Source organism: Kaustia mangrovi (assembly GCF_015482775.1).
Lineage (GTDB): Bacteria > Pseudomonadota > Alphaproteobacteria > Rhizobiales > Im1 > Kaustia > Kaustia mangrovi.
Genome location: NZ_CP058214.1, coordinates 2,339,904 through 2,365,172, shown reverse-complemented (window position 1 = coordinate 2,365,172; position 25,269 = coordinate 2,339,904). Strand labels below are relative to the sequence as shown.

The window sequence follows — 25,269 nt, the reverse complement described above, 5'->3', positions numbered from 1 at the left end:
GGATACCTGGCCGTCTACCGACCGGCCTAGCCCACCGGCACCGCGACGACGCCGAGGCAGTCGCCCATCTTGGCGAGCCCCTGGAAATGGCGCCCGGCAAGCAGGCCGTCCATCTTCGCCACATAGGTGGCCGGCGGGCTGCCGGTGCGGTGGAAGGGGTGGATGCGGGCGATGGGGTCGCCCTTGCGGACGAGGTCCCCGAGCCCGATGCAGGGCTCCACCAGCCCCTCGTGCTCGGCGAAAACGAAGCAGTCCGCGGACGGCATGTCGAGATAGACCGTCTGCTCCAGCGCGATCTCGCCGTCGAGGATGCCGGCATGGACGAGCAGGTTGCGCACGCCCTTGCGCGCGATGGACGCGCTCCAGGCGGTCGCCGTGCCGCCGCCGCCGAGCTCGGTGGTCACGAACACCTTGCCCATGTTCTCCGCCGCGGTGTCGTACATGCCGACATTGTCGATCTCCAGCATGCGCACGCTATAGGGGGCGTTGAAGGCCTCCATCGCCGCCATGCACTCGGCTTCCTGGTCCTTGTCGTCGAGGAGATGGGCGGCGGCGAAAGGCACGAAGTCGAGCGTGCGGCCGCCGGAATGGAAGTCGAGCACGATATCGGCCAGCGGCAGGAGCGCGGTCTGGAAATAGTCCGCGATCTTCTCGCTGACCGTGCCGTTGGCCCGGCCCGGGAACAGCCGGTTCATGTTCGCCCCGTCGATGGGCGAGGTCCGCCGGCACGCGCAGAAGGCGGGATAGTTCATGGCCGGCACGATGATGACGCGGCCGGTCACCTGTTCCGGGTCGAGATTGAGCGCCAGATCGAACAGCGCGATCGGGCCCTCATATTCGTCGCCGTGATTGCCGCCGGTCAGAAGCGCCGTCGGCCCCGCGCCGTTGCGGATGACCGTGATCGGGATCATGATCGAGCCCCAGGCGGAATCGTCGCGCGAATAGGGCAGGCGCAGATGGCCGTGCTGCACGCCGTCGGCGTCGAAATCGACCGTCGGCACGATGGGGTTCACGGCAAGCGGCGTTGAGCGGACCTGCTGGACCGCCTTCTTTCCGACAACGCTGGTATTCAGGGCCATCGCTCAGTCCTTCACGAAAAGCTCGCGCGGATAGTCGCACAGGGGCTCGCACCCGGTCTCGGTGATGAGAATGCTTTCGGTGATCTCCAGCCCGCCGTCGTCGAGCCACAGGGCCGGCATGAAATGGAAGGTCATGCCGGGCTGGAGCACCGTGGTGTCGCCGGGGCGCAGGCTCATTGTGCGCTCGCCCCAGTCGGGCGGATAGGACAGCCCGATCGGATAGCCGGTGCGGCTCTCCTTGTCGAAGCCGTGCGTCCTGAGCGCGGCGAAGAAGGCGAGCGCGACATCCTCGCAGGTGTTGCCGGGCCTTGCGGCCTCCAGCCCCGCGGCGATGCCGTCGAGCACGGCGGTCTCCGCATCGCGGTATTTCTGCGGCGGCCGTCCGAGGAACACGGTGCGCGACAGCGGGCAGTGATAGCGCTTGTGGCAGCCGGCGATCTCGAAGAAGGTGCCCTCGCCGGCCTTGAACGGCCGGTCGTCCCAGGTGAGGTGCGGCGCGGTCGCCTCCATGCCCGACGGCAGCATCGGCACAATGGCCGGATAGTCGCCGCCATAGCCGTTCACCCCGGTGACGCCGGTGTGATAGATTTCCGCGACCAGCGCGTTCTTCTGCATGCCGGGCTCGATGAGCTCCAGGATGCGGGCATGCATGGCCTCCACGATGCGCGCGGCGCGGCGCATATAATCGATCTCGCGCGGGCTCTTCACTGCGCGCTGCCAGTTGACGAGACCGGTCGCATCGCGGAAGCGGGCGTCGGGCAGGTGGCGTTGGAGCGCGGCGAAGGCGGCCGCGGAGAAGTAGTAATTGTCCATCTCCACGCCGATGCGCGCCGTGTCCAGGCCGCGCGCCGCGATCACCTCGCGGGCGAGATAGTCCATCGGGTGGCGCTCGGTCGACTGCACATAGATGTCGGGATAGCCGACGATGTCGTCGTGATCCATGAACACGGTGAGCTTGGCGCCGTTGGAGTCCATGAACCGGCCGAACCAGACAGGATCGCCCTCGAGCCCGAGCAGCACGCATTGGTGCACATAGAACGACCAGCCGTCATAGCCGGTGAGCCAGGCCATGTTGGACGGGTCGGAAACGATCAGGAGATCGATCCCGTCGCGCTCCATGGCGGCGCGCGTGCGCGCAATGCGGTCCTGGTATTCCGCACGGTCGAAATTGAGCTGAACCTCGCCCATCTACGCACTCCTGAATGGCTGGCCCTGCCGGCCTGTTACGCCTGGAATTCCGCCCCGATCCCCGCGGCTTCGCAGCGCTCGCGGGCAAGGGTTGCGATTGCGGTGTCCTGTACGCCCGTGCCGGTCAGATCGGCAAGCGTGATCTGGGTATCGTCGGTGCGACCGGAGCGCGCGCCGGCAATCACCTCGCCGAGCTCGGGAAACTCCGCCTCGCCGGAGACGAGACCCTGCTCGATGGCATGGTGCAGCTCGCCCAGCGCACGGACCTGGGACAGCCGGTCGCAGACATAGAGATCGGCGCGCAGCAGGGCCTCCGGCGCGATCTCGTTCTTGTGCGCATTGTCGGAGCCCATGGCGGTCACATGCTGGCCGGGGCGCAGCCATTCGGCCTCCAGAACGGGGCTCGTCGCCGGCGTTGTCGTGACCACGATGTCGGCGGCCTTGACGGCCTCCTCGGCGCCCGCGGTCGCCTCCACCGGGATGGAGAGCTTCGCGGAGAGCTCGTCGGCGGCCTCGCGCGCCTGTTCCTCGCGGCGTGCCCACAGCCAGGCTCGCTCGATGGGGCGCACCAGCGTCAGCGCCTCGAGCTGCAGGCGGGCCTGGAGGCCGCCGCCGAGAATGGCCGCGCTATGGGCGTCGGCGCGCGCGAGATGCTTGGCTGCCACCGCGCCGGCGGCGGCGGTGCGGATATCGGTGAGATAGCCGTTGTCGAGCAGCAGCGCCTCCACGAGCCCGGTCTCCGCGCTCAGCACGACCATCAGCCCGTTGAGGCTCGGCAGGCCGAGCTTGGGATTGTCGAAGAAGCCCGGCGAGACCTTGAGCGCGAAGCTCGCAAGACCCGGCACATAGGCCGTCTTCACGTCGACCTCGCCATTGTGCTCGGGAATGGTCATGGAGAGGATCGGCGGCATCACCACAGTGTCGGTGGCGAGTTTGGCGAAGGCCTCCTCCACGCAGGCGACGCTCGCCGCGTCGAGGCCGATACGGGCCTTGAGGTCGCCTTCGGTGAGAATCCGGATTGTCGTCATGAGGCGGGCTCCCGGGCAAGGTCCACATTTTCGCCGCCGGCGATGCGATGGTGCAGCGCCATGTCGATATTGCCGCCCGACAGGATGGCGCAGGTCCTGCCCGTCCTGCCGAGCCGGCCGGTGAGGATCGCGGCGATGCCGACGGCGCCGGCGCCTTCCACGATCTGGCGCTCCTGCCAGTAGGCGTGGCGGATGCCGCCGGCGATCTCCGCCTCGTCGAGAAGCATCACCTCGTCGACGAGGTCGCGCGCCATGGCGAAGGTATAGCGGTTGTCGAGCCCGATGCCGCCGCCGAGCGAGTCGGCGAGCGTCGGAAGCTCCTCCACCTCCACGGGGTGGCCGGCCTTCAGCGAGGCGTGCATGGCCGCGCCGCGCTCCATGGAGACGGCGATCACGCGGATGGCGGGGTTCACCGCCTTGAGCGCCAGCGCCACGCCGGCGATGAGCCCGCCGCCGGAGAGCTGGACGAGCACCGTCTCTACATCCGGCAGGTCGTCGAGGATCTCCAGCCCCAGCGTGCCCTGGCCCGCGATGATGTCGGCGTGGTCGAAGGGCGGCAGCATGACCATGCCCTCCTCGCGCACCAGCCGGTCGACCTCGTGCTGGGCCTCGTCCTGGGAGCGCCCGACAATACGGATCTCCGCGCCCTCCGCGGCGATGGCGTCGCGCTTGTTCTGGGGCACGAGGGCGGACATGCAGATGACGGCGCGCGCGCCGACGGCGGCGGCGGCATGGGCGAGCGCGCGGCCGTGATTGCCGGTCGAGACGCCGACAATGCCGCGCGTACGTTCCTCCGGCGACAGCCTCAGCACGGCGTTCGTCGCCCCGCGCAGCTTGAAGCTGCCCGTGCTCTGGTGGTGCTCGAGCTTCAGATGCACCGGCGCGCCGGTGAGCGCGGCGAGCGAGGGCGAGGGCTCCATCGGCGTACGGCGGATATGGGGCGCGATGCGCTCGCGCGCGCCCTCGATATCCGCAAGGCCGAGGCCCTGTCCGATTGTGCCGGTTCCTGTCTCCATGGCCGCCCCTTCGGGTTGCGCTCCGGCATGTCCTGCCCCCGCGCACCGTTTCTGCGGTCGGGTTTCTCCAACAAGGGGAGCGCTGGGCGGGTTGCCGGCATCCACGAGATTTGTCGTGGTTCTGGCGACCGTGAGACAATGACAATTTACGGTCAATCGAAATATTGCGTCATGACAATATTGCCGGTTCGGCGCTGTTTTCCGGTGCCGTCTCCCTTGGCCGGGCCGGGGATCAGATCGCCAGGAGCGCCGGCTCGGGCGGGCTGCCGACGAGGCGCAGAACCGTGGCGAGCCCCATGCGCAGGCGGTCGAGCGAGGTCGACCCCACGCTGATGCGCACCGCGCCGGGCGCCGGCAGGGACGCATCGGTCAGGAAGGAGCTGCCCGGAGCGAGGGCGACGCCCTGCAGGCGCGCATGGGAGACGAACTCCTCCTCCCGCCAGCCCGGCGGCAGGGGCAGCCAGATGTGGAGCCCCCGGGCGTGGCTGCGGCAGGCGAGGTCGCCGAGGATCGCGGAGGCCGTCTCGTGGCGGACGCGCAGCGCCTCGCGCTGCCACGTCATGAGCTCCAGCGCCGTACCGTCGCCGATCCAGCGCGCGGCGAGCTCGGCGATGAGCGCCGTCGCCATCCAGTTGGTGACGAGCAGCCGGTTGGCAACGGCGGGAATCATGGCGTCGGGCGCGACGAGATAGCCGGTGCGCAGACCGGGCATCACGCATTTGGTGAAGCTCGTGACATAGAGCGTGCGCTCCGGGGCGAGCGCGGCGATGGGCGGCGGGCGGCCCTCGATCAGCGGGCCCCACGCGTCGTTCTCGATGATGGTGAGGTCGTGGCGCCGGGCGATCTCCACCAGCGCCTCGCGGCGCTCGCGGCTCATCATCGCGGTGGTCGGATTGGCCGCCGACGGCACGGTGAACAGGGCGCGCACCGAGCCATTGGCGCATGCCTCCTCCAGGGCCTCCGGCACGATGCCTTCCCCGTCGATCTTGAGGCCCTTGACCCTGAGACCCAGATAGCCCGCCAGAGGCACGATGGTGTGATGCCCGATGCCCTCGGTGACGATGAGGTCGCCCGGCCGTGCCGCCGACATGAGGGCAACCGTGATGCCCGGCGTGGTGCCATTGGTGATCTGGACGTTCTCCGGCCGCGTGGAAAGGCCGCACAGCTCCAGCCAGTCGAGCGCGGTCTCGCGGTAGCGCCTGAGCGCGAATTGCGGACGGAAGGCGAACAGCACGGAATGGGGCAGCTCGTCGGCGAGCGCCCTGAGCGCGGTGCGCATATGCTCCACATGCGCCTCGTCGCTCACCGGTTTCAGGATCGACAGATCGATAAGCTCGCCGGGGCGCCCGTCGGTAATGAAGGGCGGGGAGGGCTCGCTCCTGGCGGGCCGGACGAAGGTGCCGCGGCCGACCTCGCCGACGATGAAGCCGCGCCGCATCAGCTCGTCATAGGCGCGGCTCACCGTCTGGACGCTGATGCCCAGGGCGTCGGCGAGACCGCGATGGGTGGGCAGCCGCTCGCCGGGGGCGAGCTCGCCGCGTTCGATGGCCTCGGTCACCTGTATCATCAGGGACTGATAGACCGGCCGTTTCAGTGTGCTGGGATCGGGAGTCCAGTTCGTCATGAAAAAAGCATGCTCAATTTCATGACAATTGACAATGAGGAACCTTGTGCCCATCGTGCCGGCCATGCGCCAGGACAAGCTCGATTCCATCGATCTGAGGATTCTCGCCGCGCTGCAGCGCGAGGGGCGGATGACCAAGTCGGCACTCGCGGAGACGGTCAATCTCACGCCCACGCCGTGCTGGGAGCGGCTGAAGCGGCTGGAGAAGGCCGGCTATATCAAGGGCTATCGGGCAGAGGTGGCGCTGGAGAAGATCGGCTCGGTGACGACGGTCATGGTCGAGGTGACGCTCAAGCAGCACCGCTACGAGGACTTCGCGCGCTTCGAGCAGGCCGTGCGCGGGATCGACGAGGTCGTGGAGTGCTACGCCACCGGCGGCGGCATCGACTACCTCCTGAAGGTGGTCGCGCGCGATATCGACACCTATCAGCGCCTGATCGACCGGTTGCTCATCGCCGAGATCGGCATCGACCGCTATTTCACCTATGTGGTCACACGCGCCGTCAAGACGGCGCTCCAGCCATCGGTGGCGACGCTCGTGCCGGACGGCGACATCGCGCCAGAAAAAACGTCTGGACGCGCCGGCTGATCGAGGCCGCGCGGTCTGCGCACCCGCCTCTCTTTGGTCTCTTCTTCTTGTCCGTTTCGGGCATGCTTGGGGTCATGACGATCCCCGGGCCCGGAAGGGCGCCGAAGAGCATGGAGGTGCCGATGCTGGCGGAAATGGCTGCACGCAGCGAGCTCTGGCGATTGAAGGATCCGCGCCTGTTGCGCGAGCAGGCCTATATTGGCGGCCGCTGGACGGCGGACGCCTCGGGCCATGTCCGCGAGGTCACCAACCCCGCCAATGGCGAGGTCCTGGGCGCCGTCGCCGCGCTCGACGCGGAGGCCGCGCGCAAGGCCGTGGACGAGGCCGCCGACGCCTTCGAGGGCTGGCGGTCGCTCCTGCCGCAGGAGCGTTCGCGCATTCTGCGCGCCTGGCACGACGCCATGATGGACCACCGCGAGGACCTTGCCGTGCTCATGACGCTGGAGCAGGGCAAGCCGCTGGAGGAATCGCGCGGCGAGATCGATTATGCCGCCTCCTTCATCGGCTGGTATGCGGAGGAGACCCGGCGCCCGAATGTGGAGACGGTGACGAGCCACCTGCCCGGCGCGGAGATGGCGGTGCGCCGCGAGCCGGTCGGCGTCGTCGCGCTCGTCACGCCGTGGAACTTCCCAGCCGCCATGATCACCCGCAAGGCCGCGGCCGCGCTGGCGGCCGGCTGCACGACGGTTGTCCATCCCTCCATGGAGACGCCGCTCTCCGCGCTCGCGCTGGCCGAGCTCGCCGAGCGCGCCGGCGTCCCCGCCGGTGTGTTCAACGTGGTGACGGGCCCGGCGCCGGAGATCGTCGGCGTCTTCTGCGAGGATCCGCGCGTGCGCGCCCTGAGCTTCACCGGCTCCACCGAGATCGGCCGGCTGCTCTACGAGCAGAGTGCCGCGACGGTGAAGCGGCTGGTTCTGGAGCTCGGCGGGCATGCGCCCTTCATCGTGTTCGACGATGCCGATCTCGAGGCCGCGGTCTCCGGTGCCATTGCCGCGAAATTCGTGACCGGCGGCCAGGATTGCCTCGCCGCGAACCGCATCCTCGTCCAGCGCGGCCTCTACGACCGGTTCGTCGCGGCCTTCGCGGAGCGCGCGAGCGCGCTGAGGGTCGGCGACGGGCTGACGGATGGCGTGGAGATCGGTCCGCTGATGAACGAGCGCGCCGTCGCCAAGTGCCGCGAGCATGTGGACGACGCCCTCGCCAGGGGCGCGCGGCTCGCCGCCGGCGGCGAGGCCCATGCGCTCGGCGGGCTGTTCTTCGCGCCGACGGTTCTGGCCGACGTCCCGCCGGACGCGCAGATCATGAGCGAGGAGACCTTCGGCCCCGTCGCCGCCATCGCCCCCTTCGATACGGAGGAGGAGGCGGTGCGGATCGCCAACAGCACCGAATACGGTCTTGCCGCCTATCTCTATACGGGCGACTACCGGCGCGTGTCGCGCGTCGCCGGCGCGCTCGAATTCGGCATGGTGGCGGTCAACCGCATCAAGATCACCGGCGCGCCGGTGCCGTTCGGCGGCGTCAAGCAGTCCGGCCTCGGCCGGGAGGGCTCGCGCCACGGCATGGAGGAGTTCACCGAGCTCAAATATCTCTGCATCGACACCGCGTCGTAGAAGTTCATTGCGAACGCCCCGCTCCCTGACCCTGTCCCCGCTTGGGACGGGGTTGAAATCGGCTCCACAGGGAGCCCCCTCCCCCTGACGTCAGGGGGAGGGCCGGGCGGGCGCCCCGCATCGTCATCCCGAAGATCATGGAGGTAAGCCCATGTTGAAGAACCGCGACACCCTGGAAGCCTGGGACCGCGACCACTTTTTCCACCCCTCGACCCATCTCGCCCAGTTTGCGCGCGGCGACGCGCCGCAGCGGGTGATCGAGGGCGGCGAGGGCGTCTACATCACCGACCGCGAGGGCGAGACGAGCCTCGATGCCTTTGCCGGGCTCTATTGCGTGAATGTGGGCTACGGGCGCACCGAGATCGCCGACGCCATCGCGGAGCAGGCGAAGAAGCTCGCCTATTACCACGCCTATGTCGGCCACGGCTCGGAGGCCTCCATCGAGCTTGCCCGCAAGATCGTGGAGCGCGCGCCGGAGGGCCTGAACCACGTCTATTTCGGCCTGTCGGGATCGGATGCCAACGAGACCAACATCAAGCTCATCTGGTACTACAACAACATTCTCGGCCGGCCGGAGAAGAAGAAGATCATCTCGCGCTGGCGCGGCTATCACGGCTCGGGCGTCATGACCGGCTCGCTGACCGGGCTGAAGCTGTTCCACGATGCCTTCGACCTGCCGCGCGCGCCGATCCTGCACACCGAGGCGCCCTATTACTTCCGCCGGCCCGACCCGGCGATGAGCGAGGCGGCGTTCTCCGACTGGTGTGCGGCGAAGCTGGAGGAGCTGATCCTCGAGGAGGGTCCGGACACGGTCGCCGCCTTCATCGGCGAGCCGGTGCTCGGCACGGGCGGCATCGTGCCGCCGCCCGAGGGGTACTGGGCGAAGATCCAGGCGGTCCTCGACAAGTACGACATCCTGCTCGTCGCCGACGAGGTGGTGACGGGCTTCGGCCGGCTCGGCTCCATGTTCGGGTCCGACCATTACGGCATGAAGCCGGACCTCATCACCATCGCCAAGGGGCTGACCTCGGCCTACGCGCCGCTGTCGGGCTCCATTGTGGGCGACAAGATGTGGGCGGTGCTGGAGAAGGGCACCGACGAGATGGGGCCGATCGGCCATGGCTGGACCTATTCGGCCCATCCGCTCTGCGCGGCGGCCGGCGTCGCCAATCTGGAGCTGATCGACAGCCTGAAGCTCGTCGACAATGCGCGCGAGACCGGCGCCTATTTCAACAAGGCGATGGCCGATGCGCTCAGCGATCACCCGTTGGTCGGCGAAGTGCGCGGCGAGGGGCTTCTGGCCGCCGTCGAGCTCGTGGAGGACAAGACGGAGCGCCGCCTGTTCGACGCCTCCCGCAAGGTCGGCCCGCAGGTCGCCGCCTCCATGCTCGAGCGCGGCGTCATCGCGCGCGCCATGCCGCAGGGCGACATTATCGGCTTCGCCCCGCCGCTCTGCCTCACCCGCGAGGAGGCCGACATCATCGTCGATACCGCCAAGAGTGCGGTGGACGCGGTCGCCGCCGGCCTGTGAGCAAAAAGGGGGGCGGGCGCGTCCGGCGCCCGCCTCAGCTTCCGTAATAGTAGTTGGCCTTCCGGCCGAACAGGACCCGGCGGAGCAGGCGGCGCAGGGATTCCGACCGCCTGAACGGCTCCAGCCCCGCGCGCATGGCGTCATAGGCAAACACCTTGGCGCCGTCGAGCCGGGGACGGCGGCCGGGGGCGGCCTGCGGCAGGCCGAGGCGGCGCAGGGCGCCGTTCATGAAGCGGATCTTGTTGGCGCGGATGACGCTCGGCGTCTTCCAGGTGATCGCCAGAGAGATCGAATAGCTCTCGCCCGCCTCCACCCAGTGCGGCCACAGATAGGGGATATGCACGCCGTCGCCCTCGCCGAGGCGGAAGGCGCGGGCGCGCGTCTCGAAGTCCTCGCTGTAGCGCTGGTTGCGGTGCTTGTCGGGCGACATCTCCATGTCCTCCTCGCTGACCAGCGAGCGGTCCTCGTTGTCGAAGATGCGCACCACCTTGTCGCCGGCGATCTGGACGAGGATGTTCTGTTCCGGGTCGACATGGAACGGCGTCACCGAGCCCGCCGAGGAGACGAAGATGAAGCCGCGGATATCCTCCACCGGTTCGGCGTCGGCGTCCTGGGCGGCGCGGATATCGGCGAGGCAACCCTCGAGCAGCGCGCGGTAGTCGGGATCGAGCTCGACATTCTTGATGGCCATCCAGGCGCCGCAGGTCTCGATCCGGCGGATCACCTCCACCGCCGGCAGGTCGATGCCCGGCGTGTCCTCCGGGCGCTGGTCGGGCGCGAGGCGGCCGGCATTGTATTCGATGCGGTCGCGGTCCATGGACTGGGCGAGGCGCACGAGCCTGTCGAGCGTGAAGAGCGGATGGCCGCTGAGCCCGTGACGGGCCGCGAAGGGCGCCTTGTAGAGGTTGTCGCGGACCGTGTCCGCCTGGAGCTGGATGAGGGTGCTCATGATGAATGATCTCCGGCCAGTGACTTGACGATCCTCCTTGCACGATCCGTGCCGGTCACGCGGGCCCGTTCCAGCGCGGCGAGCGCCCGCCCGCCTCGTCCGCCCATCCAGGCCGGCGTGATCAGGATGTCGGCCATCTCCAGACGGTCGTGCCAGAGGCGGTCGATCATGGGATGGCCGGGGATGGCGCAGGAGTCGACAAGCTCGATCCCCGGCTCCGCGCACAGCTCCGCCGTCGCCTCGAGCGTGACGAGCACGCCCGGCGAATAGCGCGAATAGGCCTCGTCATAGGCGATCTTGCCGAGCCAGGCGCGCCGTCCGCTCGTCATCGCGAACAGCATGGCGACCGGCTCGCCGTCGAGCATCAGGGCCCATCCGCGAACGCTGCCGTGCCGGGCGAGCCGGTCGACCAGCGTGCCGAAGAAGGCGCGCGTTTCGGCGTCCGCGCCGAGCGCGGTGCCCTTGCGGCCCTTCCAGCCTTTCGCCTCGAGGGCGGCGAAGCGGTCGAGCCAGTCCTCGTGGCCGTCCGAGCCGCCGAACCTCTCCAGCGCCAGCGTGCCCTGCTCGCCGAGCCGGGCCTTCAGGCGGTTGAACTCCTTGCGGCGCTTGCGGGGAAAGGTCGCACGCAGATAGTCGTCGAGGCCGGCATGGCCGGTCGGGCGGAACGCGGCACGGCTGTATCGTTTCAGGACATGGCACATGGCGCCGGTCTTCGCGCAGGCCGCCTCCAGCGCCGGCAGCGTGGCATCGCCCGCGGGCAGGTGGCGCATGAGGATCGGGACCGGCCCGGTCTCGCGCGCATGGCCGGACACGAGCGCGCAGAGCGCCTCCTCCGCCCGGTCGGCATCCAGCAGCGGCGCGCCGAGAAACGCGTGCTCGTAGCGCCAGCCCGTCATGGCGCGGATCGGCAGGCCCCAGCGCCAGCGCGCGATCTCGCAGGGCCACAGGGCCAGGAGGGCGCCGTCAGGTCCGCCGCCGTCATGGATGGCGCAGAGCCGCGCGCGCCGGGCCTGCGCCGGCAACCGGTCATAGGCCGCGCTCACCCAGGCGGGCTCCGCGGTGAGGACCGGGGTCGCGGCGCGGCCGGCAAGGTCCCTCCAGGCGGCCAGAAAGGCGGTATCCCCACGCGGGTCGGCGACGATCCGCAGGTCTGCGCCGGCTGTTGCCGGCCGGTCGCGCGCATCGCCGCCCGCCGTCCCGCCATCTGCCGCCGTTGCGTCCGTCATCGCGCCCGCCTGTCCCATTCCTGCCTTCCGGAACCCCGTCGACAGGGCAGGGAGCAAGAACGGGACCAGACGGCCTCAGCCGTTGAAGCCCCCATTGGCGAGGAAGACACGTTCCTCGGCGAGCGAGGTCCGGCCCAGAATGTCGTTGCGGTGAGGAAAGCGCCCGAAGCGGCGGATGATATCGGCGTGAACCTTCGCCCAGTGGAGCGTGTCGTCGAGGCCGGAGCGTTCGCACAGCACGATGCACCGGTCCTGGTCGTCGAGCGCCTCGGAATGCATGAAGGGCATGTAGATCCAGCTGCGTGCCGGGGCCGGAAGCTCCAGGTCCTGCCCGGCCTCAACCGCGGCGCGCGCGAGCGACAGGGCCTTGGCGTCGGCGGCGAACATGGCCGGCGTGTCGCGGTGGATGTTGCGCGCGAACTGGTCGAGCAGGATGATCAGCGCAAGCGCGCCGTCGGGCGTCTCCGCCCAGCCGTCGAAGGCGCCGTCGAGCGCGGCTTCGTGCGCCGCGCCGAACCGGGCGCGGATCTCCTCGTCGAAGGCCGGATCGGCCTTGAAGTGCGTCTCCGGCTCCTGGGCGAACCAGAAGTCGAGAACGTCGCGCGGCGAGAGGGGATCGGTCATCGCTGTCTCCAGAGGTCAGAAGCCCGCATTCTGCAGCCCGGTGAGGATGAACTGCATGGCGAGCGCGGCGAGGATGACGCCGAGCACGCGGGTGAGCGCGCGGATCAGCGTCGGTCCCAGATGGTGTCCGAACCAGCCCGCCGCAAGGAAGAAGGCGAGGGTAAGGGCGAGGACGGCCACCATGACGGCGACGACGAGAGCCTGGGCGGCATAGTCGCCCTGGTGATGGCTCATGAGCAGCAGGATGGAGGTGATGGCGCCGGGGCCCGCGATCAGCGGAACGGCAAGCGGGAAGACGGCGATATCCTCGTCATCCTCCGACGCGCCGGATGGCCCCTGCGTGTCGGCGGCGTGCTCGGCCTGGGCTTCGGCGACATTGCGCTCGCGCCGCGCCGTGCGCTTCTCGAACAGCATTTCGAGCGCCAGCACGAACAGCAATATGCCGCCGGCGATGCGGAAGGCCGGCAGGCTGATGCCGAGGAAGGAGAGGACGGCGTCGCCGAACAGCGCGAAGATGACGAGCACGACAAGGCTCGCCAGCATCGCCCGCCAGGCGATGCGGCGCCGTTCCGCCTTGTCGGACTGCGGCGTGAGGGCCAGGAACAACGGAACGAGACCGATCGGATCGATGACCACGAACAGCGTGGCAAAGCTCGTCGCGACGATCTCGCTCCACGGCATGGATAATCTGCCGTCCTTGGCCGGAGGCTAGAAGTCCTCGCGCGGCTCCAGGATCTGGCGGCCGCGATACATGCCGGTCTTCAGGTCGACATGATGGGGACGGTGAAGCTCGCCGGTCTCCTTGCTCTCCACATAGGTCACAGATTCCTTGCTGTGACCGGAGCGCCGGTTGCCGCGCTTCATGCTGGTCGTTTTTCTCTTCGGAACTGCCATGTCTCAAACTCCTCGCGCACCGCGGAGCGGCGGGCGCACGTCGCTAAGAAGCTTCGCGAATATCTACCGTGGCGCGCCTTATACAGCGATGAGGCGCGGAACGCCAGAGGGCAGGCGCGACTTTTCGTGCCCCGGGGTCCGGCACGCGGCGCGCGTTCACGGCGACAGGCATGCGAGATAGGGGTCCATGCCGGCCATGCGTCTCACGATCCTGGAGGCGATGCGCCGGGTGACGGGGCCGGGCCGGCCGGCATTGCGCTCAAGCGGTGCCGGCAGGACGGCGGCCAGAAGGGCGGCCTCGCGGCGGGTCAGCGCGGAGGCCGGCTTGCCGAAATGATGTCGCGCGGCGGCCTGCGCCCCGTAGAGGCCCGGGCCCCATTCCGCGATGTTCAGATAGATCTCGATCTGGCGGCGCTTCGGCCAGACGAGGTCGATCCAGTAGGCGAGCGGGATCTCCAGCGCCTTGCGCAGATAGGACCGCCCCGGCCACAGATAGAGGTTCTTGGCCGTCTGCATGGCGATCGTGCTGGCGCCGCGCGGAGCCTCGCCGGGATTGTCGAGTGCGTCCTCCACGACCGTCCTGACCGCGCGCCAGTCGACGCCGTTGTGTTCGCAGAAGCGGGCATCCTCGGAGGCGAGGACGGCGCGCGGCAGCGCGGGCGCGATATCGTCCAGCCGAACCCAGTCCTTCTCGATCCCCCGCCCGCCGAGCGCGTTGAGGATCATGAGCATGCTCACCGGCGGCGGCACGGCGGCATAAAGCACGGTCAGCACAAAGGGCAGCGCCATGACGACGGCCAGCGCCGAAACGATCCTTCGGGCGAGCCGGCGCCCGCCTCGTCGTTCCTTTCCGGTCATGGCCGGCCCCTCTCGCTTGCCCATGCCCATTGCACGAAGCGCTGTCTCATCCTATGAGTTTTGCGAACCCGGGCGGGGGTGCGATCGTCATGGCGGCAGCATAGGCCGCCAGGGGCTTGTGCCGCCGCCAGTCTCCGTTCTGCCATATCCGGTCCCTGCTGCCCCATGTCCTTCGAAGCCGACCTTAAACAGACTGCCCGGGATGTCGACAGCCTGCTCGACGCGCTCATGCCGCCCGATAGGGCGCGCGCGCGCCGCGTCGTGGACGCCATGCGCTATGCCTCGCTCGGCCAGGGCAAGCGCCTGAGGCCGTTCTTCGTGGTGGAGACGGCGAGGCTCCTGGGTGCGGACCGCGAGGGCGCGCTGAGGACGGGGGCGGCGCTCGAATGCGTGCATTGCTATTCGCTCGTCCATGACGACCTGCCCGCTATGGACGACGACGATCTGCGCCGGGGCAAGCCGACAACCCATATCGCCTTCGACGAGGCGACCGCGATCCTCGCCGGCGACGGGCTGTTGACCTTCGCCTTCGAGATCCTGTCGGAGCCGGAGACCCATGCCGATGCGGCCGTGCGTGCCGAGCTCGTTCTGGAGCTGGCCCGTGCGGCGGGCAAGGCGGGCATGGTCGGCGGCCAGATGCTCGATCTGCAGGCGGAGACCAACGGCACGCCGCTCGGGCTCGACGATATCGTCCTCCTGCAGAACCTCAAGACGGGCGCGCTGTTCCGCTATGCGCTGGTCGCCCCGGCGATCCTCGCGGGCGCCGACGATGGCGTGCGCGGCGCGCTGGAGACCTATGCCGACCGGATCGGCCTCGCCTTCCAGATCGCCGACGACATTCTGGACGAGGAGGGCGACGCGGCGGTCACCGGCAAGCGCACCGGCAAGGATGCCGATGCCGGCAAGGCGACCTTCGTCCAGCTCCTGGGGCTGGAGGGCGCCCGCGCCCGCGCCCGCGAGCTCGTCTCTGAGGCCTGCGCCGCGCTCGACCGGTTCGGTGCGGAGGCGGAGACCCTGCGCGAGGCCGCGCGGTTCATCGTCGAGCGCAGGAATTAGCGCAGGGTGCGGTCGGGTTGAGCACTTGTCCGCGCAGGGCCTGGATGCCCGCCTTCGCGGGCATGAGCGGTCAGTGGGCAAGACGGCCTGACGTCTCCTCCGCTCGCTCCCGCGAAGGCTCAGAGCCCAGACCCGACAGGGACAGCACGCGAACTCAGCGTTCGACGAAGGCGCGCAGCCGCGACAGGGCGGCGTCCCATTGCGCGGAGACCTCGTCGAGATAGGACCGGGCGTCCGCGATGGCCTCGGGGCGGAAGGCGAACCGGCTTTCGCGCCCGACCCGGCTGCTCTCCACCAGTCCGGCCTTCTCCAGAACGTGCAGGTGTTTCGTCACCGCCTGCCGGGTGATCTCGGTATCCGCCGCGAGCGTGGCGATCGACCGCGCCTGCCCGTCGGCGAGTGTCGTCAGCAGCGACAGCCGGGTCCCGTCGCCGAGCGCGGCGAAGACGGATGCCGGACCGGGCTCGCGCGTCCGGGCGTCATGGTGCGACATGGGCCTCGATATTCCTCATCTGCCCGGCCCATCCGCCCTCGTTCATGCGCAGCGCATCCGGCCTCCTGTGGTCCGGCAGGGCGTCGAAGCCGGTTTCGGTGACGGTCAGCCGCGTGCCCCTCGCGGTCTCCTTGAGATGGAACTCGACGAGCGTCTGCGGCTCGCCGGAATAGTCCACATCCGGGTCGACGGCATAGGGGTGCCATGTGAAGGCGAAATAGTGCGGTTCCTCCATGGCCTTGATCTCCGCCGTCCACCGGACGTGCTCGTAGCCGGGATAGGTGATGTGGCCGCGCGAGGTCTCGCCCGGCACGAAGGGGCCGTCCAGCCTGACCCGGAACCATTCGCCGAACTCGGTGTGATCGGTGAGCGCGCGCCAGACCCGCTCGATGGGGGCGGCGAGCTCTATGGTCTTCTCGATGCGATCCGTCATAAGGCAACCTCCTGGTTGCCGGTACGATGCCAGTGCAGATCTTGAAACGCAACTATAAAGTTGCGCTTTGTGCTGTTCCCTCTCGCGCCGCATATCCGGCGCCTCCCGCCCCGTGTCGCATATGTGTCGCAATCCGCTCCGCTTCCGTCGCTCAGGCCAAATGCGGGCCGGGTCATGGCTCCTATTCTGGCTGGAAAGAACGGCATTCCGATCATGGGGTCGAGATCATGAAAAGCCAGGCGCGTGTGGTGGTTATCGGCGGTGGTGTGGTCGGCGTGTCCACGCTCTATCACCTCGCCAAGAAGGGGTGGTCGGACGTTGTCCTGATCGAGCGCAAGGAGTTGACCTCCGGCTCGACATGGCACGCGGCGGGCCTGTTGCCCCTGTTCAACATGAGCTACTCGGTGGGCCAGATCCACAAATACTCGGTCAACCTCTATCAGAGCCTGGAGGAGGAGACCGGGCAGCATGTGGGCTTCTCCCGGGTCTCCAACATCAGGCTCGCCTGCACGAAGGACCGCTGGGACGAGTACATGTACTATGTCGGCGTCGCCAAGACGATCGGCGTCGATGTGCGCGTGCTGACGCCGGAGGAGGTCAGGGAGATCTGGCCGCTGTGCGAGACCGACGACCTGATCGGCGCGATCCAGCATCCCGACGACGGCTATGTCCAGCCCGCCGACCTCACCCAGGCGCTCGCCAAGGGCGCGCGCTCGCGCGGCGCGGAGATCTACCGCAACACGGCCGTGACGGCCATCGAGCAGCAGCCGAACGGCGAATGGGTGGTGCGCACCGACAAGGGCGACATCGCCTGCGAGCACGTCGTCTCCGCCACCGGCAACTTCGCGCGCCACACCGGCGAGATGGTCGGGCTCGACATTCCGGTGATCCCCGTGGAGCACCAGTATATCGTCACCGAGCCCCATCCCGAGATCGTCAGGCGCCACGCCGAGGGCCTGCCGGAGATGGGCGTGCTTCGCGAGTCCGACGCCTCCTACTATATGCGCGAGGAGGCCAAGGGGCTGCTGCTCGGGCCCTACGAGAAGGGTGCGCCCTGCTGCTATGTGGACGGGCCGTCGGAGAGCTCCGAATACGAGCTCTTCCAGGAGGATCTGGAACGGCTTATGCCCTATGTGGAGGCCGCCATCGCCCGCGTGCCGGCCTTCGGCGAGGTGGGCATCAAGAAGATCTATAACGGCGCCATCGCCTATACGCCGGACGGCTCGCCGATCATCGGGCCGGCCTGGGACCTGAAGAATTTCTGGCTGAACGAGGGCCATTCCTTCGGCGTGACGGCGGCCGGCGGCGCCGGCTGGCAGCTCGCCGAATGGATCGTGGAGGGCGAGCCGTCCATCGACATGATGGGCGTCGATCCGCGCCGCTTCGGGCCTTACGCCTCGCGCGGCTACCTCAAGGAGAAGAACGAGGAGGCCTATGCCAACGTCTTCACCGTCCATTATCCGGACGAGGAGCGCGCGGCGGGCCGGCCGCTCAAGCGCGCGCCCTGCTATGACCGCATGAAGGCGCTCGGCGCGGTGTTCGGCTCCGTCTATGGCTGGGAGCGGCCCAACTGGTTCGCGCCGGAGGGCTATGCCTTGACCGAGGCCGAGCTCGGCAAGCCCGACGTGATCCTGAACGAGAACCATCCGCCCCAAAGGCAGGACGAGCCGATCCGCGAGCGCTACAGCTTCCGCCGGTCGAACTATTTCGACATGGTCGGCCGCGAGGCGCGCCACGTTCACGAGAAGGCGGGGCTGCTCGACATGTCGGCCTTCTCCAAGTTCGAGGTCTCCGGGCCGGGGGCGGAAGCCTGGCTCGACCGGCTGGTCGCCAACCGCATCCCGAAGAAGCCGGGCCGCATCGCGCTGACCCACATGCTCACCAAGTATGGCGGCGTGCGCTCGGAGTTCACGATCTTCCGCGAGGGCCCGCAGCAGTTCTATCTGGTTTCCGCCGGCGCCTTCGAGCGGCACGATTTCGACTATCTGAAGAAGAACCTGCCGGAAGACCGCAGCGTCGACCTGCAGAAGGTGACGAGCCAGTACGGCGTGCTGGTGCTCGCCGGGCCCCATGCGCGCGACGTGCTCCAGAAGGTCACCGATGCGGATCTCTCCAACGACAGCTTCAAGTGGCTGACGGGCAAGTGGATCAATATCGGCCCGGCCTCGGCGCGCGCGATCCGGGTGAACTTCGTGGGCGAGCTCGGCTGGGAGCTGCATCACCCCATCGAGATGCAGAACACGATCTTCGACCTGCTCATGGCGGCGGGCGCGGAGTTCGACCTGAAGCCCTTCGGCATCCGCGCGATGGATGCCATGAGGCTGGAGAAGTCCTACCGGCTCATCCCGCGCGAGCTGTCCATCGAATATGCCGCGCTCGAATCGGGGCTCGACCGCTTCGTGCACCTGAACAAGGGCGATTTCATCGGCCGCGACGCGCTGGTGGAGCGCCAGCAGAAGGGCTTCGACTGGCAGTTCGCGACGCTGGAGGTGCACGATATCGACGGCGCGGACGCCCGCGGCAACGAGGCGATCTACCGCAATGGCGATCTCGTCGGGCGTGCCACGTCGGGCGGCTATGGCTGGCGGCTCGACAAGAGCCTGGCGCTCGCCATGCTGCGCCCGGAAGAGGCGGAGATCGGCAACGAGCTCGAGATCGACATTCTGGGCGACCGCCATCGTGTGACGGTGCTCCCGGAATCGCCCTTCGATCCGGACAATGAGCGCCTGAGGGCGTGAGGGGGAAGCCCCCCTCACCCTCCCATCGCCTTGACGGCGACGGGCCCCTCCCTCTCCCGCGAGGGGAGAGGGAAAGGACCGGACGCTGCGGTATGAAATCCCTCTCCCCTCGCGGGGTGTGGGTGGCGCCACAAGGCGCCGGGTGAGGGGGTGTGAATCAGCTAGCCTTGCACTCCGCCGGTCACTTCGCCGCGATCACCGCGATCTCGACGGTGAATTCCGGGGAGGCGAGGCGGGCCTCGACGCAGGCGCGGCCCGGTGTGTTGCCGGGGGAGACCCAGGCGTCCCAGACCGCGTTCATCTCGTCGAAGGTCGTCATGTCGCTGATCCAGATCGTGGCGGAGACGAGTTTCGACTTGTCGGTGCCGGCCTTGGCGAGAAGCGCATCGATGCGCTCCAGGATATCCCTCGTCTGGTCGGCCACCGGCTGGCCCTTGGCGCCGAGCGCGACCTGGCCGGCGGTGTAGACCGTGTCGCCATGGATCACGGCCTGGCTCATGCGGTCGCCGACGTCGATTCGCTGCACTGTCATGGAATGGTCCTTCCCCCGTTGGGCGTGAAGTGGATACGTTTGCGATGATGCGGGGCCCCGGGCATCACTGGAGCGATGCGAGATAGTCCGCGATCGCCTTGATATCCGTTTCCGGCAGCTTCGACAAATTGGTCTGGACGGCGCCCATGCCGCCGCTCGACAGGCCGTCATAGCCGAATAGCTCGCCATATTGCAGCGCGGACGCCAGATCGTCGGCATCCTTGTACTTGCCGCGCGCGATCAGCCCGCGCAGGCTCGGCACGCGCCCCTCACCCTCGGGATGCGGCCCGCCGGCGAGAAAGCGTCTCGCATCCATGACCATCAGCGCGTTGCGCGGCGTGTGGCACTGGCCGCAATGGCCCGGCCCGTTGACGAGATAGGCGCCGCGGTTCCAGCGCGCCGACCGGTCGGGGTCCGGCGCGAAGGCCGGCTCGGCGAAGGCGAGTCCCTGCCACAGGCCGAGCCCGACCCTGAGGAGGCCGAGCGGCGCGTCGACGGGCGGCGCCGCGTTCTTCACAGGGGTCAGGCTGTCGAGATAGGCCTTGAGGTCGATGAGGTCCTCCATCCGCATGTTGCGGTAGGAGGTATAGGGAAAGGCCGGGAAGAGGTGGACGCCGCCGGGCGCGATGCCGCGCGTCATGGCGTTGACGAAGTCGGCATCGCTCCAGCCACCGATGCCGGTCTCCCTGTCGGGCGTCAGATTGGGCGGATAGAAGGTGCCGACGGGGGTCTCCAGCGGTGCGCCGCCCGCGGGCAGGCCCGCATCGGCACCGGCCACATCGGGGCCGGGCTTGTGGCAGGTGATGCAGCCGCCGGCGTCGAACATAACGCGGCCATTGCCGGGGTCGGCGACGTGGTCGGGAAGCCGGTCCGCGGGCAACGCGTCGGGCGTGGCGAGCCAGTAGAGGCCGCCCGCGGCGGCGGCGACCAGGACGAGTGCGGCGATCAGCAGTCTCATGAGAACACGATGCAGCCGGCGCCGGCGGAAGGCCACCGGCGCCGGGCTGTTCCAGATGCGTTGTCGATCAGCTGTCTTCGGGCTTGCGGTATTTCTCGTGGCAGGCCTTGCATGTGCCGCCGAGCCCCATGAAGGCCTGGCGGAACGCGCCCTCGTCGCCATTGGCGCCGACGTCTGCCAGCTTGGCGGCCGCGGCCTCCGCATCGTCCATCTTCGCCATGAAGTCGTCGGGCGTCTCCCAGATCTCGGGCTTTGCGCGGCTGTCGGGCGAGGTGGAGCCCTCGGGGAAGAGATCGCGGGCGGTCTTGAGCTGCATGTCGATCTCGTTTGCGGCCTGCTCCACGGCAGGGCCGGAGAACGCGCTCTCGCCCTTCACGATGGCGGCGAGCGCGCCCATCTGCTTGCCGATCGCCTTCATGGCGTCCTCGCGGGCCTTGATGGGATCTGCATCCTGGGCGCTTGGCGCGTGGCTCCCCACAGCCAGGCCGAGGATCAGGGCGCAGAGCGCGGCCGGTACGGTCAGTCGTTTCGAAAACATGGAAGAACCCCACGGTGTTGTTGTCGCAGGCACAAGGTCACGTAACGGCAAACACCATACACATCCCGGCTATTCCGTGCGCGCCGTTAACGCCGCGTTGACCACGGCCGGAGGCGTGGCCGCCCGATCCCAATTTCGCCATGAAGCGGGTCTAACCGCTCCGCCCGGCGCCGTCCCGCCCGTCCGTGCGGACCCCATGATCGTCGTCGAGGATGACCGGTGGATGAACGGAAGGGGGGTATGGCGTTCAGAAACTTCATGTTTACATGTTGTTTAACCGTGCCCGGGCGATACTGACCGGAGCGGCCAGGAGTGGAAGCTATGATTGGTGTGGAGTTGACAATGGCCAGTGACGGGCGCTCGGACCGACGGGGCAAGGGCGGTCAGGAGAGCGAACAGGTGAGCCCGGAAGTCCGCGAGGTGCTGCACATGCTGCGCATGCTCGAGACCGGCAACGGGACACCGGCCAGGCCCGCCAGCGGCAAGAGCGGGCGCTGAATAGCTGCCGGCGGTTCGCAGCCGGCGCGGAACGGGGGCAATGGGGGACTGGACCAAGGCCCGTCTGGCGGCCGTCATGGCCGGCGAACGGGCCGTCATCCCGACAGCCGATTTCTATGTCCTGAAACCGCTCGGCGCATCGCCCGGGCGGGACCCGCTCATCCGCCGCGCAGGCCCCTTCAGCTTCACCGCCGGCGACGATGCCGTCATCCTCGTGCGCCATATGACGCGCGCCGACTGCAGGGCCGTCGAGCGCGCCGCGCCAGGGCGCTTCTTCTATGTCGTCGACGATCTGCTTTACGGACCCGCCCTTCGGGGCTCCGGCCTGCCCGCCGACTATGCCGCGCGGCTCGAGGCCGCCGCCGGCCGGCTCGACTGGATCCTTCGCCGCGATCCCGTGATCGTCGCGCCGAACCGGACGGTCGCCGATCAGTTCGGCCCCAGGCGCACGCTCGTCGTGCCGCCCTCGCTCCTGATGGCCTGCGAGGCCTTCGACCATTTCGACAGTCTCTCCGGGCGGCCGCGCATCGCCTGTCTCGGCACGCGCAGCCATGTCGGCGATCTGGAGGCCATCGCGCCGGCCCTCGAGGCGCTCAGCCGCCGCCATCCCCGTATCGAGATCGCGACGTTCCTCGGGCGCCACCTGCCGGCCCGGCTGAAGGCGCTCGGCACTGTCCGCAACCGCCGCCCCCTGCCATGGCCCCTCTTCAAGCGGGTGCTGAAGGCGGAGCGGTTCCATGTGGCGCTCGCCCCCTTGCGCGACACGCCCTTCAACGGCGCCCGGTCGGCGACCAAGCTGCTCGACCATGCCGCCGTCGGTGCCGCCGGGCTCTACAGCGCGCGGGCGCCCTATGCCGATATCGTCTCGCCGGGTGTGGACGGTCTTCTTGCCGGCGACGATCCGCGCGAGTGGCTGACGGCTCTGGAAGGCCTCATCGCCGATCCGGCGGGCGCACGGCGCCTGGCGGAGAACGGTGTCGCGCTCGCGCGCCGCATCGGCGATCCTCACAGGGCGCGCGCCCTGTGGGAGGAGGCGCTCGGGTCCTCGCTCAGGCATGTTCGCGGATGATCGCGATGACGAGCGAGACGATGCCGAAGACCATGAGGCAGATGAGCGTCGCCGTGGCGACGATGTAGGGACGGTCGGGGTATTCCGATTCGTCGGCGATGGACGGTGTCGTCACGACGATGAGGAATTTCAGCTTGCGCGAGGCCTCGATGCGCGCCTGTTCGAGCGCGCTGAGCGTCGATTTGTAGGCATTGGAAAGGAACTCCAGATTGAGCTGGATCTCGCGGAACCGCGAATCGATCTCGCTCAGCGACTGGCCGCCGGTGCCCGACAGACGCTGTTTCTCCTGGGCAATCTGCTTCTCCAGCGCGGCGATCCGGGTCTCGAGAGACTGGATTTGGGGGGAGGATTCGGGCAGCACGGTGAGCTTCGCGGAGAGTTCGGAGCGCGTGCGCGCGAGCTCCTGCTCGAGCCCCGTGATGGTGCTCATGATGGTCTCGCCCTCGCCTTCCGTCGAATAGATGCGGTTGTCCTGCTGGAAGCGGACGAGCTCGGCCTTGGCCGATCTCAGCTTGGTTTCGGCACGCGCCAGCTCGTTCTCGAAGAACCGGATCTGCTCGCCGGACACCTGGTCGTTCAGCCGGTCGATGAATTCCTGGGACCGGGCGATCGTGGCATCGAGAACGGCCTTGGCGAAAGCGGCGTCGAAGGCCTGGACGGCGATGGTGAGGAGCTTCGATTCGCTGTCGTAGCTCACCGTGAGATAGTCGTTGAAATAGCTCAGGAAGTCCTCGAAGGACGCGTCGCTCGACAGCCGCGAGATCGTGTCGATGCTGCCGTCGGCATAGTGGGCGCGTATGCCGAGCGTCCTGTCGAGATAGGTCAGCATGTCGCCCGATTCCGCATAGGCCTGCACCACCAGGGCGTCCTTGTCGGCGGCGGAGTTGGGAAGGCCGAGCAGCGACAGGTCTATGGCGCTCGTGGCGGCCGGCCGCTCCTCGGTGATGATCATCGTGGCGGTGCTCTCGTAGCGGTCGGACGCGATGAGGGTCTCGTAGGCCGCGATCACGAGCACCGGCACGACGACGATGGCTATGAAAAGCACGGCGTTGGTGAGGTTGTGGACCAGGCGGGCCGGGTCGAGGGGCACCCGCTCGAGGATCGTCGGGGGGGCTTGTATCTTCTGGAGCATCCGGGCCTCAGGCGCTTTGGCGGGTGAGCGTGCGATAGGCGGCGATGGCCTCCGCGATATCGGCGAAATAGGTCAGGGTGCCCCTGTCGAGAAGCAGGCCCGCATCGCAGTCGCTGGCCAGTTCCTTGAGATTGTGGGAGACCTTGATGAAGCTCGCCCGGTCGCGCCGGTCCTTGAACATCTTGCGGCTCTTCTGCGCGAAGGCGAGGTCGCCCACGGCGGTCAGCTCGTCGATGATGTAGCAGTCGAAATCGACGACCATGGAGACGGCGAAGTTCAGCCGGGCCCGCATGCCGGAGGAATAGGTCGACACCGGCATGTCGAAATAGTCTCCGAGCTCGGCGAAGCCGCGCACGAAGTCCAGCTTCTCCGGGATGGCGTCTCGCGCAATGCCCTGGATACGGCAGACGAAGCGGGCGTTTTCGCGGCCGGTCATCGCGCCCTGCATGCCTTGCGCGATGCCCATCGGCCACGACAGCCGGCCATGGCGCTCGATCCGGCCCTTGTTGGGAATATCCACGCCGGCGATCAGCCGCATCAGCGTCGTCTTGCCCGCGCCGTTGCGGCCAAGGACGCCGACATTCACATGGTCGGGAATCTCCAGCGAGACATCGCGCACGACATAATGGCGGCCGCGCTTCGTCGGGAAGTATTTCGAGACCCCGTGGAAGCGGATCATCGCCTCACCAGCTCGTATCGGTTGGCGTGGACGGCGATCAGGCCGAGCGAGAGAGAGGCGGCGGCCCATAGCGACACATAGCCCATGTCGAGCTCGGGAAAGGGCTTGGTGTCGAACAGGAAGACGCGCGACAGCTCCACGATCTGCAGGACCGGGTTCCAGCTCAGGATCTCGCGGAACTCGCCGGGCAGGTGGCTTGCGGGGTAGAAGGCCGCCGACAACGGCATCAGCGGGCGCCCGGCAAGCCCCGCGATCCGGCCGACCGCCGGATAGAGCGTCGCATAGACGCCGATCCCCAGGCCGATGCCCAATGCGATGCACCAGGCGAGACCCAGAAGGAGGCAGAAGCGGAGCGGATCGGGAACGGGCGGGACATAGTCGCCGAGCCATATCTCCACCGCGAAGAGAAGCGCGCCGGACAGGCACAGGAAGGTCGCTTCCAGGATGAACCTGGCCAGAAGGCAGTCGAACGGTTTCACCTGGGGATAGTCGAGGAGCGACCGGCTGGCGTTGATCGCCTGGGGGATCGTGTTGAGCGCCTTCTGGATGAGCAGCGTGAACAAGACGCCGGTGCCGAGGAAGAAGGCGAGCGGCACGCCGAGGATCGCGTCGCGTTTCATGACGAGCCAGATGAGCGACAGCACCACGACGTGCATGATCGGCTCGCCGAGGGCCCAGACGATGCCCAGGCGGCTGTGGCCGAGCCGGATCTTGTAGTCCTTGAAGACGAGCGCCCACACCACCGAAAGCTGGGTGGCGAAGCCGTGGCGCAGCGTTCCTGGCGCGAGAAGGCTGTCTGTCATGATTGCAATCTTCGATAGATTGTTTTAATTAATGCTATCATAGGTTATAACGGTCCTGTCGACCAGAATCATCTTGAGAATTCGGGGGAGACTGCCGGCATGAAGTCAGAGGGGCGGCCAGTCG

Annotated in this window: 25 protein-coding genes; 6 read left to right on the top strand and 19 right to left on the bottom strand. The window is 68.1% G+C overall.

Features of this window, described 5'->3' with window-relative positions:
* Window positions 1-26 precede the first annotated feature (26 nt).
* The 5 genes from doeB to ehuR all read right to left on the bottom strand — a co-directional run bounded on the left by doeB (window position 27) and on the right by ehuR (window position 5,935).
* The gene (doeB, locus tag HW532_RS10950; protein WP_213160519.1) at window positions 27-1,079 is read right to left on the bottom strand and encodes a N(2)-acetyl-L-2,4-diaminobutanoate deacetylase DoeB; all 1,053 of its coding nucleotides are present in this window, start codon (window positions 1,077-1,079) and stop codon (window positions 27-29) included.
* A 3-nt stretch (window positions 1,080-1,082) separates the two neighbouring features.
* Window positions 1,083-2,267, bottom strand: a complete 1,185-nt coding sequence (gene doeA / locus HW532_RS10945; protein WP_213160518.1) for an ectoine hydrolase DoeA — start codon at window positions 2,265-2,267, stop codon at window positions 1,083-1,085.
* Between the two features lie 35 nt (window positions 2,268-2,302).
* Entirely contained in the window at window positions 2,303-3,295 is a 993-nt protein-coding gene (locus HW532_RS10940) for a cyclodeaminase (protein ID WP_213160517.1), read from the bottom strand.
* Window positions 3,292-4,311, bottom strand: a complete 1,020-nt coding sequence (eutB, locus tag HW532_RS10935; protein ID WP_213160516.1) for a hydroxyectoine utilization dehydratase EutB — start codon at window positions 4,309-4,311, stop codon at window positions 3,292-3,294. The genes HW532_RS10940 and eutB overlap by 4 nt, the downstream gene beginning before the upstream one ends.
* Window positions 4,312-4,543: 232 nt before the next feature.
* A complete protein-coding gene (gene ehuR, locus HW532_RS10930; protein WP_213160515.1) occupies window positions 4,544-5,935 on the bottom strand; it encodes a MocR-like ectoine utilization transcription factor EhuR in 1,392 nt (463 codons plus the stop codon).
* A gap of 34 nt (window positions 5,936-5,969) precedes the next feature.
* Between ehuR and HW532_RS10925 the strand changes: the two genes are divergently transcribed.
* From HW532_RS10925 to HW532_RS10915, 3 genes are all read left to right on the top strand, one after another.
* A complete protein-coding gene (locus tag HW532_RS10925) occupies window positions 5,970-6,524 on the top strand; it encodes an Lrp/AsnC family transcriptional regulator (RefSeq protein WP_246478691.1) in 555 nt (184 codons plus the stop codon).
* A 110-nt stretch (window positions 6,525-6,634) separates the two neighbouring features.
* Window positions 6,635-8,134, top strand: coding sequence for an NAD-dependent succinate-semialdehyde dehydrogenase (locus HW532_RS10920; protein WP_425491877.1), 1,500 nt, complete (start codon window positions 6,635-6,637; stop codon window positions 8,132-8,134).
* Window positions 8,135-8,285: 151 nt separating this feature from the next.
* Window positions 8,286-9,665 carry an aspartate aminotransferase family protein gene (locus HW532_RS10915; protein WP_213160514.1) on the top strand — a complete coding sequence of 460 codons (1,380 nt, stop codon included), beginning with the start codon at window positions 8,286-8,288 and terminating at the stop codon, window positions 9,663-9,665.
* A gap of 34 nt (window positions 9,666-9,699) precedes the next feature.
* Here the strand turns inward: HW532_RS10915 and HW532_RS10910 are convergent, their stop codons facing one another.
* The 6 genes from HW532_RS10910 to mtgA all read right to left on the bottom strand — a co-directional run bounded on the left by HW532_RS10910 (window position 9,700) and on the right by mtgA (window position 14,216).
* On the bottom strand, window positions 9,700-10,614 hold the full coding sequence (locus HW532_RS10910) for a cupin-like domain-containing protein (protein WP_213160513.1): 915 nt from the start codon (window positions 10,612-10,614) through the stop codon (window positions 9,700-9,702).
* Window positions 10,611-11,840, bottom strand: coding sequence for a GNAT family N-acetyltransferase (locus tag HW532_RS10905; RefSeq protein WP_213160512.1), 1,230 nt, complete (start codon window positions 11,838-11,840; stop codon window positions 10,611-10,613). Before HW532_RS10905 ends, HW532_RS10910 begins: the two co-directional genes overlap by 4 nt.
* Before the next feature lie 75 nt (window positions 11,841-11,915).
* Window positions 11,916-12,464 carry a DUF924 family protein gene (locus HW532_RS10900; protein ID WP_213160511.1) on the bottom strand — a complete coding sequence of 183 codons (549 nt, stop codon included), beginning with the start codon at window positions 12,462-12,464 and terminating at the stop codon, window positions 11,916-11,918.
* A 15-nt stretch (window positions 12,465-12,479) separates the two neighbouring features.
* A complete protein-coding gene (locus HW532_RS10895) occupies window positions 12,480-13,145 on the bottom strand; it encodes a MarC family protein (protein WP_213160510.1) in 666 nt (221 codons plus the stop codon).
* A gap of 27 nt (window positions 13,146-13,172) precedes the next feature.
* On the bottom strand, window positions 13,173-13,358 hold the full coding sequence (gene rpmF, locus HW532_RS10890) for a 50S ribosomal protein L32 (RefSeq protein ID WP_213160509.1): 186 nt from the start codon (window positions 13,356-13,358) through the stop codon (window positions 13,173-13,175).
* A gap of 156 nt (window positions 13,359-13,514) precedes the next feature.
* A complete protein-coding gene (gene mtgA / locus HW532_RS10885; RefSeq protein WP_213160508.1) occupies window positions 13,515-14,216 on the bottom strand; it encodes a monofunctional biosynthetic peptidoglycan transglycosylase in 702 nt (233 codons plus the stop codon).
* Window positions 14,217-14,381: 165 nt separating this feature from the next.
* Here mtgA and HW532_RS10880 point away from each other — a divergent pair, with 165 nt between their 5' ends.
* Window positions 14,382-15,272 (top strand): polyprenyl synthetase family protein, encoded by an 891-nt coding sequence (locus tag HW532_RS10880; protein ID WP_213160507.1) that lies wholly within the window; start codon window positions 14,382-14,384, stop codon window positions 15,270-15,272.
* Window positions 15,273-15,426: 154 nt separating this feature from the next.
* Here HW532_RS10880 and HW532_RS10875 read toward each other — a convergent pair whose 3' ends face one another.
* Entirely contained in the window at window positions 15,427-15,765 is a 339-nt protein-coding gene (locus HW532_RS10875; RefSeq protein WP_213160506.1) for an ArsR/SmtB family transcription factor, read from the bottom strand.
* Window positions 15,752-16,198, bottom strand: coding sequence for an SRPBCC family protein (locus HW532_RS10870; RefSeq protein WP_213160505.1), 447 nt, complete (start codon window positions 16,196-16,198; stop codon window positions 15,752-15,754). Before HW532_RS10870 ends, HW532_RS10875 begins: the two co-directional genes overlap by 14 nt.
* 227 nt (window positions 16,199-16,425) lie before the next feature.
* Between HW532_RS10870 and HW532_RS10865 the strand changes: the two genes are divergently transcribed.
* Window positions 16,426-18,936 carry a GcvT family protein gene (locus tag HW532_RS10865; RefSeq protein ID WP_213160504.1) on the top strand — a complete coding sequence of 837 codons (2,511 nt, stop codon included), beginning with the start codon at window positions 16,426-16,428 and terminating at the stop codon, window positions 18,934-18,936.
* Window positions 18,937-19,117: 181 nt separating this feature from the next.
* Here the strand turns inward: HW532_RS10865 and HW532_RS10860 are convergent, their stop codons facing one another.
* The 3 genes from HW532_RS10860 to HW532_RS10850 form a co-directional block, all read right to left on the bottom strand.
* On the bottom strand, window positions 19,118-19,468 hold the full coding sequence (locus HW532_RS10860) for a RidA family protein (RefSeq protein ID WP_213160503.1): 351 nt from the start codon (window positions 19,466-19,468) through the stop codon (window positions 19,118-19,120).
* A gap of 64 nt (window positions 19,469-19,532) precedes the next feature.
* Window positions 19,533-20,426: a c-type cytochrome gene (locus HW532_RS10855; protein ID WP_213160502.1), complete on the bottom strand. Its 894-nt coding sequence runs from the start codon at window positions 20,424-20,426 to the stop codon at window positions 19,533-19,535.
* Window positions 20,427-20,493: 67 nt separating this feature from the next.
* Window positions 20,494-20,964 (bottom strand): c-type cytochrome, encoded by a 471-nt coding sequence (locus HW532_RS10850; protein ID WP_213160501.1) that lies wholly within the window; start codon window positions 20,962-20,964, stop codon window positions 20,494-20,496.
* Between the two features lie 538 nt (window positions 20,965-21,502).
* Here HW532_RS10850 and HW532_RS10845 point away from each other — a divergent pair.
* Window positions 21,503-22,531, top strand: a complete 1,029-nt coding sequence (locus HW532_RS10845; protein WP_213160500.1) for a glycosyltransferase family protein — start codon at window positions 21,503-21,505, stop codon at window positions 22,529-22,531.
* Here the strand turns inward: HW532_RS10845 and HW532_RS10840 are convergent.
* Genes HW532_RS10840 through HW532_RS10830 form a run of 3 tightly spaced genes read right to left on the bottom strand, consistent with a single transcriptional unit; the run spans window position 22,512 to window position 25,145 of the window.
* Window positions 22,512-23,663, bottom strand: coding sequence for a KpsE/RkpR family capsule polysaccharide export protein (locus HW532_RS10840; protein WP_213160499.1), 1,152 nt, complete (start codon window positions 23,661-23,663; stop codon window positions 22,512-22,514). The two genes, HW532_RS10845 and HW532_RS10840, sit on opposite strands and share 20 nt — an antisense overlap.
* A 7-nt stretch (window positions 23,664-23,670) precedes the next feature.
* Window positions 23,671-24,342 carry an ABC transporter ATP-binding protein gene (locus tag HW532_RS10835; protein ID WP_213160498.1) on the bottom strand — a complete coding sequence of 224 codons (672 nt, stop codon included), beginning with the start codon at window positions 24,340-24,342 and terminating at the stop codon, window positions 23,671-23,673.
* The gene (locus HW532_RS10830; protein WP_213160497.1) at window positions 24,339-25,145 is read right to left on the bottom strand and encodes an ABC transporter permease; all 807 of its coding nucleotides are present in this window, start codon (window positions 25,143-25,145) and stop codon (window positions 24,339-24,341) included. The genes HW532_RS10835 and HW532_RS10830 overlap by 4 nt, the downstream gene beginning before the upstream one ends.
* Between the last annotated feature and the right edge of the window lie 124 nt (window positions 25,146-25,269).